The sequence below is a fragment of the Pseudomonas sp. H1_D04 genome (genome assembly GCF_054683855.1).
In genome coordinates this window covers 3,969,435-3,982,541 of the sequence record NZ_CP162826.1, presented here as the reverse complement: position 1 = coordinate 3,982,541, position 13,107 = coordinate 3,969,435, and the positions used below count along the sequence as shown (strand labels likewise).

Genomic DNA, 13,107 nt, shown 5'->3' with positions numbered 1-13,107 from the left:
TGGCTGATCAGAGCGCGTCGCTGGGTAACGGGTGAGTGGCAAACCAGGCTTGCGCCTCCAGGTCCAGGACGGCGATACCCTGGAAATTCATGACGCGCAGTCCGCGCTCATCGCCTCGGTGGTACAGCGAACGGAAGATCCGCCCGGGCCACAGCCGCCGTCGCAACAGGCCGCTGACTCGTCGGGTATGCCCGAACGGCGCGACCCAGTCGTTGATCCACAGGCGGTCGCCGCTGTCCCAGTCCGCGGCAGGCAGGCAGACGGCTGGTTCGCGCAGGTAGCGCGCCTCGGCCTCGGCACTGAGGTTGAGCCACGACAGGAAAAACACCGGGCGCCCCGCTTCGCTGATCAGGATGAACTGACGGCGCTTGATCGCCGGCAGCAACAGGGTCGACAGGCTGTGCAATGGCGCATCGCGATGCGCCGCCGAGTGCATCCACAACCACACCGCCGAACCCAGCACCTGGGCTTCGTCGATGGGACTGTCGGGCCCCGTGGGCGCGAGCACTTCGAGGGTGTCATCCGACATGCTGGTCTCCTTCAAAATGACCAGTTGGCGCTGAAGCCACTGGTCACGTCGGCGGTCTGGAAACCCTTGGGTTTTTCCAGAGGTTTGCCGGTGTAGATGTCATAGGAAAACTGCTTGTAGCCGCCGCGCAGGCCTACCACCGCACCGGCCAGGCGGCGACCCAGCAAGTACTCGGTGGAATGCCCGCCAACCTGGCCGTAATCCACGCCCAGATAGAGCTCCTGACCGGTGTTGCCCAGGCTCAGGCCGAGGTCGTTGCTGAAGGTCCAGCCGCGTTCCGCCGACAGAATCTGCTCGCCATCAAAGCCGCGCACGGTGTAGCGCCCACCGATTGAAAAGCGGTCCTGGGGAATCAGCGGCGTGCGGTTCCATTGCCCGCGCCAGCCGCCGATGTAACGCAGCTTCTGCTGGCCGACGCTGAACGGCACTTGCAATTGCGCGTTGGCGGTAATGATCTGCGAGCGCGACGTGCCTTCGCCGTTTTCTTCCTCGGGTGCGCGCAAGGCATCGCGCGCACCGGTGCCACGGCGATAGCCGACGCCAAGGTCGAGGGTGTTCGCACCGATGAATTCACGGTGATTGATCCCGGCCTGCCAACCGGCCATGCGCCGGCGCTGAAATTCGATTTCGGTGTCTTCGATGTAGTTGCTGGAGGTACGGCTCCAGCCACCGAGGGACACGGTGGTCTTACGCACCGCGTCGCGATAGATCACGCGCGACAGCTGCACCTCATTGGTCCGGCTGCGGCCGCTGTAGGAGTACGCTTGGTTCACCCCGGCGATCGTCTGGTGGTAGTCGTATTCGCTGGAGGTCAGGCTCAACTGCCAATAGTCGTAGGGCACCGAGTAGTGAATGGTGTGGCCCTTGGACCCACGGTCGCCGCTTTCGCCGCCGCCGAGGTCGTGGTTGAAGCTGATGTAGAACAGGTCGTTGAGGGTCGCCAGGTTATCCAGCGACAACGCGACGTTGCCCTGGTACTTGCCGGTCTGCTTGCTGCCGGAGTCGTCCACCGACAGGCTGACCCGTACGGGCACGGCCTGCTTCCAGGCGATTACCACATCGCTTTCGCCCGGCTGCGCATCGGCGCCTTCGGCGGGGGTGATCTGTACGTCGGCTTCGGCGGTGGGCACGCGCTTGAAGTTTTCCAGCGCCTGTTCGATGTCGCGCAGGTTCAGCACATCGCCATCGGACGCGGGCATCGCATTCCAGTAGTTGGCGCGGGCCGAAGTGCCGGCGGCAAAACGGATGTGTTTGATCCGGCCGGGCACCACCACCAGGGACAGGGTGCCCTGATTCAAGTCCTGGGCCTGGGCCAGCACGCGGGTGGTAATGAAGCCTTTGGCGATGATCGCATTCTGGATGCGCTTCATGGTCAGGTTGATCCCGCGCGCGCCAACACAACGCCCTTGCACCGGGTCATCGGACGGGTTGGCGGCACGCAGGGCCCACTGGAAATCCTCGGCCTGGTCGCCACTGAGCACCACGCGGTCGATCTTGAAGCACGGCGTTTCATCGCGCGGCAGGCGCAGGCTGGCTTCGGTGTCTTGGGGCGCTTGCAGGCGAACGTCGGGCGACGGTTCCAGCTGCTCGCGTTGTGCACGCTCGCGCTGTTGCTGCTGGATCAATTGCTGGGCCGGCGCTTGCGGCTCGGCCGCAAACGCAGCCGCGCTGGCTAGCAAACCAACTGCAGTACAGGTGGAAACGCACGACTGCAGCAAAACTGATGGTTTTGTTCTAGATACAGCGACGAGAGACATTTCGCATCCTTGTGAGTGAAACTTCCTACATGCGCAGGCTTTGTCACCACAACGACACAAAAGTGCCCCAGCAAAACATGGCACTGTGACTTGATTCGCAAAAGCGGCCACTGCAGACCGCCAGGACTGTCACATTGCAACGCTCTAACTCAAGGGTTATAGCGGTTTTTCAGGTGTAAAAATTAATCCTCAGTTTTTGTGCAATTTGCTCATCAATTGCGCCTCAGCCTGAGTCAAACCGCAGGATTGGGTCAGTTCATCCACCGTCGCGCCCATGCCCACCAGCTTCGCTGCCTGGGCAAACGACAGGCTCGCAGGGTCGCGCTGCTCAATCTGCGCCAGCTTGTCCGGCAACGGCGCGAGGATGGCGCGCAGTTCATGCACCTCATCCCCGACCCTCACCGCACTTTGCTGGAAGTGATCAACCCGCTTGACCAGCTCCAGAATGCGCCGGTCGCGCAGCGCATCGCGCTCGGCCTGTTGCATGGCCAATTCTCGCTGCTGGCGCACATAGCGCAGCATAAACGCCAGCGTCCCGGCCCACAGCAGGGCCAGGACAATCACTGCTGCTTCAAGGAACAATCAGATGTTCTCCAGATCCGACCACTCTTCTTCGCTCATCATCTTGTCCAGCTCAACCAGAATCAGCAGTTCGTTGTTCTTGTTGCACACGCCCTGAATGAACTTGGCTGATTCCTCGTTACCCACGTTCGGCGCGGTTTCCACTTCCGATTGGCGCAGGTAAACCACTTCGGCCACGCTGTCGACCATGATCCCGACCACTTGCTTGTCGGCTTCGATGATGACGATACGGGTGTTGTCGCTGACTTCGACGGTATCCAGGCCAAAACGCTGGCGGGTGTCGATCACCGTCACCACGTTGCCGCGCAGGTTGATGATGCCCAGCACGTAGCTCGGCGCACCTGGAACCGGGGCGATCTCGGTGTAGCGCAGCACTTCCTGCACGCGCATCACGTTAATGCCGTAGGTTTCGTTGTCCAGTTTGAAGGTAACCCATTGCAGGATCGGATCATCCAAACCTTGTGCAGATGCTGACTTATTCATACCCATGACCCCTTCAAATGCCGTTACCAACGGCGTGTGTGCTTCGTCGACCGCACTCGCGTGCGGCCCTTATTGTTCAATCAACTGCGTATGTTCACGGGCATCGACTTGACGGCACCGCTGGCGATCAACTCGGCCAGTTCGGCGACGTCGAGCAACGCGCACATGTGTTCGATTACGGTGCCCGCCAGCCAAGGCCGCTGGCCCCGGTGGCTGCGCCATTTGATTTCGTTAGGGTCCAGGCGCAACGAGCGGCTGACTTGATGCACCGCCAGCCCCCACTCGTAACCCTGCACCGAGATCACGTATTGCAGGCCTTGGCGGAAGTCGTCGCGGTAGCGATCGGGCATCACCCAGCGCGCGGTGTCCAGCACCTTGAGATTACCGGCCTGGCTCGGCAGGATTCCGAGGAACCACTCCGGTTGCCCGAACAGCGGCGTCAGTTCCTGGCCGGCCAGGGAGTAGATCGAGCCCAGGCACACCAGCGGCACCGCAAGGGTCAAGCCGGCGACGTCGAACAGCAGGCATTCGAAAGGCTCCGCCGCCCAGGCCGGACGACCATCGCCGCTCACGGGCGGCGGCGTAATATTCGGTGGCAGGTGCACTTCCACCACGGGCTCGACCACCACCGGCGCGACGGGCATGACCACCGGGACGGCGACCGGCACGATCACCGGCGCGACGTAGGCATCACGCGCCTGCTCTTCCAATACGGCCAACTGGAACTCATCCAGGGTACTGGACGACGGTTCTTCTACCGCTGGCTCCAGCACCAGGATCGGTTCCGGCAATTCTTCTGCAGTGGCTTCCTGCAACAAGGCATCCAGGTAGGATTCCAGTGCCAGTTGCGGCCGGGTCTTGAGTTCGACAGGACGATTCATCACGCCACCTGCGCAACAAGCTGCTGGGACAGCAGGTGCTTGAGCAATGCGCGGTAGGCCAACACACCACGGCTTTTACCGTCGAACTGCGAAGGCGTCAGCCCGGCGCGGCTGGCATCGCGCAGGCGCGTGTCCACCGGGATGTAGCCGTTCCAGATGGTCTGCGGATAGGCGTCACGCAATACGCGCAACGTGCCCAGGGACGCCTGAGTACGGCGATCGAACAAGGTCGGCACAATGCTGTACGGCAGCGCCTGTTTACGCGAGCGGTTGATCATCGCCAGGGTGCTGACCATGCGTTCCAGGCCTTTGACCGCCAGGTGCTCGGTCTGCACCGGGATCACCAACTGCTGGCTGGCCGCCAAGGCATTGACCATGAGCACGCCGAGCAACGGCGGGCTGTCGATGATCGCGTAATCGAAGTCCTGCCACAGTTGCGCCAGGGTCTTGGCGATCACCAGGCCCAGGCCGCTCTGCCCCGGCGACTGGCGCTCAAGGGTGGCCAGCGCGGTGCTGGACGGCAGCAGGGAAATGCTCTCGTTACTGGTCGGCAACAGCAGTTGGCCGGGCAAGTCGCTCGGCACGCTGCCCTTGTGCAGGAACAGGTCATAGTTGCTGTGCTCCAGCGCGTCCGGGTCGTAACCGAAATAGCTGGTCATCGAGCCGTGGGGGTCGAGGTCGACCACGACCACACGCTTGCCCGCCTCGGCCAGCAAGCCGGCTAAAGCGATGGAGGTGGTGGTCTTGCCGACTCCACCTTTTTGATTGGCAACTGCCCAGACTCTCATTCGGATGGTTCCTCCCGGTGGGCACGTGCGCGACCGAGACATTGCATAGGTTATTGAGCCGGTGACGGAGAATTGACGGCACTCTGCCGAACCGGCGGCTTTGCAGGGGCCGGTGCAGTTTGTGTGCCAGCGCGCCTCAAGGCCGCATCCGGTGTTGCATTGGCGGTGCCGGTGCCGGTCAGGCTACGGCGCACATCCAGGTTGCGTGAGACGACCAACACCACCCGACGGTTGCGCGCGCGGCCTTCCAGGGTGGCGTTATTGGCCACCGGCTGGAACTCGCCATACCCCACCGACGCCAGGCGCCCGGGGTTCACACCCTGCATCGCGAGCATGCGCACGATGCTGGCGGCACGGGCCGAGGACAGCTCCCAGTTGGTCGGGTATTGCGCGGTGCTGATCGGCACATTGTCGGTAAAACCTTCGACGTGGACCGGGTTTTCAAAAGGTTTGAGGATCGCCGCCACCTTGTCGATGATGGTGAACGCCTGGTCGCTGGGCAACGCATCGGCACTGGCGAACAGCAGGCTGGAATTGAGCTCGATCTCCACCCACAACTCATTGCCGCGCACGGTCATCTGGTTGGAGCTGATCAGGTCGCCAAACGCGGCACTGATGTCATCGGCGATGCTTTTCAGCGGATCGCTGGTGCCGCCCACGCCGGCAGCGGTTTCGTCGCTGTCGTTGACCAGCGGCTTGGCCGGGGTGACGCTCTTGGGCCGCTCTTCGCCAATGGGGATCGGCTTGAGCGAACGGTCGGCGTCGTTGAACACGCCGATCAGCGCCTGGGAAATGACTTTGTACTTGCCTTCGTTGATCGACGAGATGGAGTACATCACCACGAAAAATGCGAACAGCAAGGTGATGAAGTCCGCATAGGACACCAGCCACCGCTCGTGGTTGACGTGTTCCTCAGGCTCGCGACGGCGACGGCTCATTGGCATTACTCCCCATCAATCCATGAAGCCCTGAAGCTTCAATTCGATGGAGCGCGGGTTCTCGCCCTCGGCAATCGAGAGAATGCCTTCGAGCAGCATCTCGCGGTAACGGGACTGGCGCATGGCAATGGATTTGAGCTTGCTCGCTACCGGCAACAGCACCAGGTTGGCACTGGCCACACCATAGATAGTCGCGACGAACGCCACGGCGATGCCGCTGCCCAATTGCGAAGGGTCGGCCAGGTTGCCCATCACGTGGATCAGGCCCATGACTGCACCGATGATGCCGATGGTCGGCGCGTAGCCGCCCATGCTTTCAAACACTTTGGCGGCGTTGATGTCGCGGCTTTCCTGGGTGTAGAAATCCACTTCCAGGATGCTGCGGATCGCTTCCGGCTCGGCACCGTCGACCAACAACTGCAAGCCTTTACGCGAGTAGCTGTCGGGCTCGGCATCGGCCACGCCTTCCAGGCCCAGCAGGCCTTCCTTGCGTGCGGTGAGGCTCCAGTTGACCACCCGGTCGATGCCACCGGCCAAGTCGACACGTGGCGGGAAGATGATCCAGATCACGATCTGCATCGCACGCTTGAACGAGCTCATCGGTGACTGCAACAACGCAGCGCCCACGGTGCCGCCAATCACGATCAGCGCCGCCGGGCCGTTGGCCAGGGCGCCGAGGTGGCCGCCTTCGAGGTAGTTGCCGCCGATAATGGCGACAAACGCCATGATGATGCCGATCAGGCTCAATACATCCATCAGAGGCAGGCCTCCACCAGATGCTTGCCGATGTCGTCCAGGCTGTAAACGGCGTCGGCAAGGTCAGCCTTAACGATGGCCATGGGCATGCCATAGATCACGCAACTGGCTTCGTCCTGGGCCCAGATCGCACTGCCGCCCTGCTTGAGCAGGCGCGCGCCTTCACGGCCATCGGCGCCCATGCCGGTGAGTACCACCGCCAGAACTTTGTCACCGTAGGACTTGGCAGCCGAACCGAAGGTAATGTCCACGCACGGCTTGTAGTTGAGGCGCTCGTCACCCGGAAGGATTTTGATCGCGCCACGGCCATCGACCATCATCTGCTTGCCGCCTGGGGCCAGCAGCGCCAGGCCAGGGCGCAGGATGTCGCCATCCTCGGCTTCCTTGACGCTGATGCGGCATAACTTGTCCAGACGCTCGGCAAACGCTTTGGTGAACGCCGCTGGCATGTGCTGGATCAATACGATCGGCGCCGGGAAGTTGGCCGGCAATTGGGTCAATACGCGCTGCAAGGCCACCGGGCCACCGGTGGAAGTCCCAATGGCAACCAGCTTGTAAGCCTTGCGCTTGGGCGCTGGCGAATGGGCATGGGCGGCAGCCGGTGCCGACGTGCGTACCGGCGGCGGCGCAGGCCGGGTAACCGGGGCAGGCGCCGGGCGACTGAACGAGGAACTGGTGGGCGCAGACGGCGCAGCTACCGGCGCCGGGGCGGGTGCTGGGGCGCTGAACAGGCTGCGACGGTTACTGCGGGAAATACTGTGGACTTTCTCGCACAGCAGTTGCTTGACCTTATCGGGGTTGCGCGAGATGTCTTCGAAATTTTTCGGCAGGAAGTCCACCGCACCGGCATCCAGCGCGTCGAGGGTCACTCGGGCACCTTCATGGGTCAGCGAGGAGAACATCAATACCGGGGTCGGGCAGCGTTGCATGATGTGCCGAACTGCCGTGATGCCATCCATCATCGGCATCTCGTAGTCCATGGTGATCACGTCCGGCTTTAGCGCAATGGCTTGATCAATCGCCTCTTTACCGTTGGTGGCCGTACCGACCACCTGGATGCTTGGATCGGCGGAAAGAATTTCCGAGACGCGGCGGCGGAAGAAACCCGAATCGTCCACCACCAGGACCTTGACTGCCATAAACACTCCGTTAGGCGGGGCGGGCATTACCGCCCTGCCCCGCCAGAATCAAATACGCCGTGCGGCGTAACGCTTGAGCATGCTCGGAACATCGAGAATCAGCGCGATCCGACCGTCACCGGTAATGGTCGCACCCGACATGCCCGGGGTTCCCTGCAGCATTTTGCCCAAAGGCTTGATGACCACTTCTTCCTGGCCAACCAGTTGATCGACGACAAAGCCGATCCGCTGAGTGCCCACCGAGAGAATCACCACATGGCCTTCGCGCTGCTCCTCATGGGCAGCCGATGCAACCAGCCAGCGCTTGAGGTAGAACAACGGCAGCGCTTTATCACGCACGATCACCACTTCCTGACCGTCCACCACGTTGGTGCGCGACAGGTCGAGGTGGAAGATCTCGTTGACGTTGACCAACGGGAAGGCGAACGCCTGGTTACCCAGCATCACCATCAGGGTCGGCATGATCGCCAAGGTCAACGGCACCTTGATGACGATCTTGGAGCCCTGGCCCTTGGTCGAGTAGATGTTGATCGAGCCATTGAGCTGGCTGATCTTGGTCTTCACCACGTCCATGCCCACGCCACGGCCCGACACGTCGGAAATCTCGGTCTTGGTCGAGAAGCCAGGGGCGAAGATCAGGTTGTAGCACTCGGTGTCGGTCAGGCGGTCGGCGGCGTCCTTGTCCATCACGCCACGCTTGACGGCGATATTGCGCAAGATCGCCGGGTCCATGCCCTTGCCGTCATCGGTGATCGACAGCAGGATGTGGTCGCCTTCTTGCTCCGCCGCCAGAATCACCTTGCCGCCACGGGACTTGCCCGAGGCTTCGCGTTCTTCAGGGGTTTCGACGCCGTGATCGACAGCGTTGCGCACCAAGTGGACCAGCGGGTCGGCCAGGGCCTCGACAAGGTTTTTGTCGAGGTCGGTTTCTTCACCCACCAGTTCTAGGTTGATCTCTTTCTTCAGCTGGCGCGCCAGGTCACGAACCAGGCGCGGGAAGCGGCCGAAGACTTTCTTGATCGGCTGCATCCGGGTTTTCATCACCGCGGTTTGCAGGTCAGCCGTCACCACGTCGAGGTTCGACACGGCCTTCTGCATGGCTTCATCGCCACTGCTCAAGCCAAGGCGCACCAGGCGGTTACGCACCAGTACCAGCTCGCCGACCATGTTCATGATGTCGTCCAGACGCGCGGTATCAACCCGCACGGTGGTTTCGGCTTCACTGGCCGGTTTTTCCGCCGGTGGTGGCGCAGCCGCACGCGCAGGAGCTGGAGCCGGGGCTGCGGGCTTGGCCGCTGCCACAGGCGCAGCCGCTTTAGCAGCAGCCGGTGCTGCCGTGGCGACTGCAGCCGCTGGGGCGACTTCGCTGAACTTGCCCTTGCCGTGCAAATCATCCAGCAGCGCTTCGAATTCGTGATCAGAGATCAACCCATCGTCCGCAGGCTTGGCACTGGCAGCCGCCGCAGCAGCAGGCGCTGCCGCCACTTCCGGCAGGGCGTCGACCGCAAACGTGCCTTTGCCGTGCAACTGGTCAAGCAAGGCTTCGAATTCGTCATCGGTGATGTCGGTGCTGGCCGGGGCCGCAGGCGCTTCGGCAGCCGCGACAGGCGCCACCGCATCGGCGGCGAACTGGCCTTTGCCGTGCAACTGGTCGAGCAGGGATTCGAACTCGGCGTCGGTGATGTCTTCACTGGTCGGTGCCGCTGCCGGGGCAACGGCGGCCGGTGCTTCAGCTTCGGCCTTGACGGCACTGAGGGAGTTGAGCAGTTGTTCGAACTCGTTGTCCGTCACATCCGCTTCAGGCTCCGCCACCGGCTCAGGCGCGGCCTCAACCACCGGCGCTGCCGTGGTGTCGGCCGGCTCTGCATAGCGCGCCAGGGCGGCCAGCAGTTCCGGGGTGGCCGCCGTGATCGGGGCACGTTCGCGAACTTCGCTGAACATGCCGTTGACCGCATCCAGTGCTTCGAGAATCACGTCCATCAATTCCGAATCAACGTGACGCTCACCCTTGCGCAGGATGTCGAACACGTTCTCGGCGATGTGGCAGCACTCCACCAGCTCATGGAGCTGGAGGAAGCCGGCGCCCCCTTTTACAGTATGAAAACCGCGAAAAATTGCATTGAGCAGGTTCGCATCATCCGGTCGGCTTTCCAGCTCGACCAGTTGTTCGGACAGTTGCTCTAAAATTTCGCCGGCCTCTACAAGGAAATCCTGAAGGATCTCTTCATCGGCGCCGAAGCTCATGTGGGTGCTCCTTAGAAGCCTAAACTGGATAACAGGTCATCTACGTCATCCTGACCTGACACAACGTCTTCACGTTTATCGGCATGAATCTGCGGACCTTCACCCTTGGCGAGATGTTTTTGTGGATCTTTTTCAGAGAGGATCGCTTCGCGGTCATGTTCGATGCCGGCAAAACGGTCTACCTGGCCAGCCATGAGCACCAATTTGAGCAAATTGCTTTCCACTTCGGTAACCAACTGGGTTACACGTTTGATCACCTGACCGGTGAGGTCCTGGTAATCCTGGGCCAGCAGAATGTCATTGAGGTTGCTGGAAACCGTGCGGTTTTCCTGTTCGCTGCGCGACAGGAAACCGTCGACCCGACGGGCCAATTCACGAAACTCTTCAGCCCCGACTTCGCGACGCATGAAGCGGCCCCAGTCAACGCTGAGGGCCTGGGCTTCATTGGCCATGCCGTTGACCAGAGGCGTGGCATTTTCCACCAGGTCCATGGTGCGGTTAGCCGCGGCTTCGGTCAGCCTGACCACATAGGACAGGCGTTCGGTGGCATCAGTGATCTGCGAGATTTCTTCGGCCTGGGGCATGTGCGGGTCAATCTGAAAATTGACGATCGCACTGTGCAGCTCGCGTGTGAGCTTGCCCACTTCCTGGTACAGGCCGCGGTCACGGGTCTGGTTGAGCTCATGGATCAACTGCACCGCGTCGCCGAAGTGGCCTTTTTCAAGGCTGTCGACCAACTGGTGAGCATGCTTTTTCAGGGTCGACTCAAAGTCTCCCTGTGACGTTTCTTTATGCTCCATAGCTCCCCCGCGATGGCATTAGCCGTGGATGCGTTCAAAGATCTTTTCGATCTTCTCTTTCAAGGCCTGTGCAGTGAATGGCTTGACTACGTAACCGTTGACCCCGGCCTGGGCGGCTTCGATGATCTGTTCACGCTTGGCTTCGGCGGTCACCATCAACACGGGAAGGCTGCGCAGTTTTTCGTCGGCACGCACGTGGCGCAACAAGTCGATACCGGTCATGCCCGGCATGTTCCAGTCTGTTACCAGAAAGTCGATGCTCCCGCTGTTGAGGATCGGAATCGCCGTAAGGCCGTCATCCGCCTCGACCGTGTTTGTGAACCCAAGGTCACGCAACAGGTTTTTTATGATCCGCCGCATCGTTGAGAAGTCATCAACGATGAGGATTTTCATGTTCTTGTCCAATTCGACCTCCAAGCAGTCTTAAACGCGCCCAGCACCTGGACGCGCCATTTCAATCAACAGGCATTACACAAAAAGGACTGCCGGGGGCACCACGGATCGAACCCACGAAGGCCTATCACCTTCGCGGTATCGCTTTGCAATGCTCCCCACACTGCCTGTCAGCGCGCTCGCCACTCTCCCAAACGCCCCCGCAAGCGGGCTGCGCATTGGCTGTGCAACTGGCTGACACGCGATTCGCTGACCCCCAGGACCTCACCGATTTCCTTGAGGTTCAGCTCTTCGTCGTAATACAGCGCCAACACTAACCGCTCGCGCTCGGGCAAGTTGGCAATGGCGTCCGCCAATGCACCCTGGAAGCGTTCATCTTCCAGGTCGCGTGACGGTTCCATATGCGCGCTCGCGCCGTCCTCGTGCAGCCCTTCGTGTTCGCCGTCCTGCAACAGGTCGTCGAAACTGAACAGGCGGCTGCCCAAGGTATCGTTCAAAATCCCGTAATAATCGTCGAGACTCAATTGGAGTTCGGCCGCAACTTCATGATCTTTAGCGTCGCGACCGGTTTTTGCTTCAATTGCACGAATTGCGTCGCTGACCATGCGCGTATTTCGGTGCACCGAACGCGGCGCCCAATCACCTTTACGCACCTCATCAAGCATCGCGCCACGGATACGGATACCCGCATACGTCTCGAAACTCGCGCCTTTGCTGGCATCGTATTTGGTCGACACTTCGAGCAAGCCGATCATGCCGGCCTGGATCAGGTCCTCGACCTGCACGCTGGCGGGCAGGCGAGCCAGCAAGTGATAGGCGATACGCTTGACCAGCGGCGCATAGCGCTCAATCAACTCACCCTGACTGTCACGGGCAGATTTCTTGTAGGCGTTGTAGCCATTCGCTGTCATAGCACCGGTCCTGCGCTCGTCTGATGTACCAATCGCTCGACGAAAAACTCCAGATGCCCACGAGGGTTGGCGGGCAACGGCCAGGTATCGACCTTCTGGGCAATAGCCTTGAACGCCAATGCGCATTTGGAACGAGGGAACGCTTCGTAGACTGCACGCTGCTTTTGCACAGCCTTGCGCACGCACTCGTCGTAGGGAACTGCGCCGACGTATTGTAAGGCGACATCGAGGAAGCGATCCGTGACCTTGGTCAACTTGGCGAACAGATTGCGCCCTTCCTGCGGACTCTGGGCCATGTTGGCCAGGACGCGGAAGCGGTTCATGCCGTAGTCACGGTTAAGCAGTTTGATCAGGGCGTAGGCGTCGGTGATCGAGGTGGGTTCATCGCAGACCACCAGCAGGACTTCCTGCGCGGCGCGCACGAAGCTGACCACGGACTCGCCGATCCCGGCGGCGGTGTCGATCACCAGCACGTCGAGGTTGTCGCCGATATCACTGAATGCCTGGATCAGGCCGGCATGCTGCGCCGGGCTCAGGTGCACCATGCTCTGGGTACCGGAGGCAGCCGGCACGATGCGGATCCCGCCAGGGCCCTGGAGCAGCACGTCGCGCAGCTCACAGCGCCCCTCGATCACATCGGCAAGGGTGTGTTTGGGCGTCAGTCCCAGCAGAACGTCGACGTTCGCCAGCCCCAGGTCAGCATCCAGCAGCATGACGCGACGGCCAAGCTCTGCCAGGGCCAGGGACAAATTCACTGACACGTTAGTCTTTCCGACGCCACCTTTGCCGCCGGTCACCGCGATCACCTGTACGGGATGCATGCTGCCCATTTTATTTCTTTACCTTGTCTTGCTTAGACGCAGGCTACATGGCTTGGCCGCGTGAATCGCTTGCAGACCATCAATG

The 13,107-nt window shown here is 61.2% G+C and carries 14 protein-coding genes; all 14 read right to left on the bottom strand.

The window, feature by feature from the left end:
- Positions 1 to 7: 7 nt before the first annotated feature.
- Entirely contained in the window at positions 8 to 529 is a 522-nt protein-coding gene (locus AB4N82_RS18495) for a toxin-activating lysine-acyltransferase (RefSeq protein WP_032887925.1), read from the bottom strand.
- A gap of 11 nt (positions 530 to 540) precedes the next feature.
- Complete coding sequence (locus tag AB4N82_RS18490) at positions 541 to 2,208, bottom strand: ShlB/FhaC/HecB family hemolysin secretion/activation protein (protein ID WP_032887923.1); 1,668 nt, start codon at positions 2,206 to 2,208, stop codon at positions 541 to 543.
- A gap of 267 nt (positions 2,209 to 2,475) precedes the next feature.
- Entirely contained in the window at positions 2,476 to 2,868 is a 393-nt protein-coding gene (locus tag AB4N82_RS18485; RefSeq protein ID WP_032887921.1) for a DUF2802 domain-containing protein, read from the bottom strand.
- The gene (locus AB4N82_RS18480; RefSeq protein ID WP_032887919.1) at positions 2,869 to 3,351 is read right to left on the bottom strand and encodes a chemotaxis protein CheW; all 483 of its coding nucleotides are present in this window, start codon (positions 3,349 to 3,351) and stop codon (positions 2,869 to 2,871) included. It lies immediately after the preceding gene.
- Between the two features lie 80 nt (positions 3,352 to 3,431).
- Complete coding sequence (locus AB4N82_RS18475) at positions 3,432 to 4,232, bottom strand: CheW domain-containing protein (RefSeq protein ID WP_032887917.1); 801 nt, start codon at positions 4,230 to 4,232, stop codon at positions 3,432 to 3,434.
- Positions 4,232 to 5,020 carry a ParA family protein gene (locus tag AB4N82_RS18470; RefSeq protein WP_032887915.1) on the bottom strand — a complete coding sequence of 263 codons (789 nt, stop codon included), beginning with the start codon at positions 5,018 to 5,020 and terminating at the stop codon, positions 4,232 to 4,234. The genes AB4N82_RS18475 and AB4N82_RS18470 overlap by 1 nt, the downstream gene beginning before the upstream one ends.
- 50 nt (positions 5,021 to 5,070) lie before the next feature.
- Positions 5,071 to 5,958 carry a flagellar motor protein MotD gene (motD, locus tag AB4N82_RS18465; RefSeq protein ID WP_032887913.1) on the bottom strand — a complete coding sequence of 296 codons (888 nt, stop codon included), beginning with the start codon at positions 5,956 to 5,958 and terminating at the stop codon, positions 5,071 to 5,073.
- A gap of 15 nt (positions 5,959 to 5,973) precedes the next feature.
- Positions 5,974 to 6,714 carry a flagellar motor protein gene (locus AB4N82_RS18460; protein WP_032887912.1) on the bottom strand — a complete coding sequence of 247 codons (741 nt, stop codon included), beginning with the start codon at positions 6,712 to 6,714 and terminating at the stop codon, positions 5,974 to 5,976.
- Positions 6,714 to 7,853: a protein-glutamate methylesterase/protein-glutamine glutaminase gene (locus AB4N82_RS18455; RefSeq protein WP_032887910.1), complete on the bottom strand. Its 1,140-nt coding sequence runs from the start codon at positions 7,851 to 7,853 to the stop codon at positions 6,714 to 6,716. Before AB4N82_RS18455 ends, AB4N82_RS18460 begins: the two co-directional genes overlap by 1 nt.
- A gap of 48 nt (positions 7,854 to 7,901) precedes the next feature.
- The gene (locus AB4N82_RS18450; protein WP_122756988.1) at positions 7,902 to 10,097 is read right to left on the bottom strand and encodes a chemotaxis protein CheA; all 2,196 of its coding nucleotides are present in this window, start codon (positions 10,095 to 10,097) and stop codon (positions 7,902 to 7,904) included.
- 11 nt (positions 10,098 to 10,108) lie between these two features.
- Entirely contained in the window at positions 10,109 to 10,897 is a 789-nt protein-coding gene (locus AB4N82_RS18445) for a protein phosphatase CheZ (protein WP_032887907.1), read from the bottom strand.
- A gap of 18 nt (positions 10,898 to 10,915) precedes the next feature.
- Positions 10,916 to 11,290, bottom strand: coding sequence for a chemotaxis response regulator CheY (locus AB4N82_RS18440; protein WP_160385018.1), 375 nt, complete (start codon positions 11,288 to 11,290; stop codon positions 10,916 to 10,918).
- 170 nt (positions 11,291 to 11,460) lie between these two features.
- On the bottom strand, positions 11,461 to 12,201 hold the full coding sequence (fliA, locus tag AB4N82_RS18435) for an RNA polymerase sigma factor FliA (protein ID WP_015885174.1): 741 nt from the start codon (positions 12,199 to 12,201) through the stop codon (positions 11,461 to 11,463).
- Positions 12,198 to 13,031, bottom strand: a complete 834-nt coding sequence (gene fleN, locus AB4N82_RS18430) for a flagellar synthesis regulator FleN (protein WP_003192912.1) — start codon at positions 13,029 to 13,031, stop codon at positions 12,198 to 12,200. The genes fliA and fleN overlap by 4 nt, the downstream gene beginning before the upstream one ends.
- Positions 13,032 to 13,107 lie beyond the last annotated feature (76 nt).

Excerpts from the sequence above, each read along its gene's own strand:
- AB4N82_RS18480 (WP_032887919.1), bottom strand. The coding sequence starts at position 3,351 with ATGAATAAGTCAGCATCTGCACAAGGTTTGGATGATCCGATCCTGCAA.
- AB4N82_RS18440 (WP_160385018.1), bottom strand. The coding sequence starts at position 11,290 with ATGAAAATCCTCATCGTTGATGACTTCTCAACGATGCGGCGGATCATA.
- AB4N82_RS18455 (WP_032887910.1), bottom strand. The coding sequence starts at position 7,853 with ATGGCAGTCAAGGTCCTGGTGGTGGACGATTCGGGTTTCTTCCGCCGC.
- AB4N82_RS18475 (WP_032887917.1), bottom strand. The coding sequence starts at position 4,232 with ATGAATCGTCCTGTCGAACTCAAGACCCGGCCGCAACTGGCACTGGAA.
- AB4N82_RS18460 (WP_032887912.1), bottom strand. The coding sequence starts at position 6,714 with ATGGATGTATTGAGCCTGATCGGCATCATCATGGCGTTTGTCGCCATT.
- AB4N82_RS18495 (WP_032887925.1), bottom strand. The coding sequence starts at position 529 with ATGTCGGATGACACCCTCGAAGTGCTCGCGCCCACGGGGCCCGACAGT.
- motD (WP_032887913.1), bottom strand. The coding sequence starts at position 5,958 with ATGAGCCGTCGCCGTCGCGAGCCTGAGGAACACGTCAACCACGAGCGG.
- fleN (WP_003192912.1), bottom strand. The coding sequence starts at position 13,031 with ATGGGCAGCATGCATCCCGTACAGGTGATCGCGGTGACCGGCGGCAAA.
- AB4N82_RS18470 (WP_032887915.1), bottom strand. The coding sequence starts at position 5,020 with ATGAGAGTCTGGGCAGTTGCCAATCAAAAAGGTGGAGTCGGCAAGACC.
- AB4N82_RS18450 (WP_122756988.1), bottom strand. The coding sequence starts at position 10,097 with ATGAGCTTCGGCGCCGATGAAGAGATCCTTCAGGATTTCCTTGTAGAG.
- AB4N82_RS18445 (WP_032887907.1), bottom strand. The coding sequence starts at position 10,897 with ATGGAGCATAAAGAAACGTCACAGGGAGACTTTGAGTCGACCCTGAAA.
- fliA (WP_015885174.1), bottom strand. The coding sequence starts at position 12,201 with ATGACAGCGAATGGCTACAACGCCTACAAGAAATCTGCCCGTGACAGT.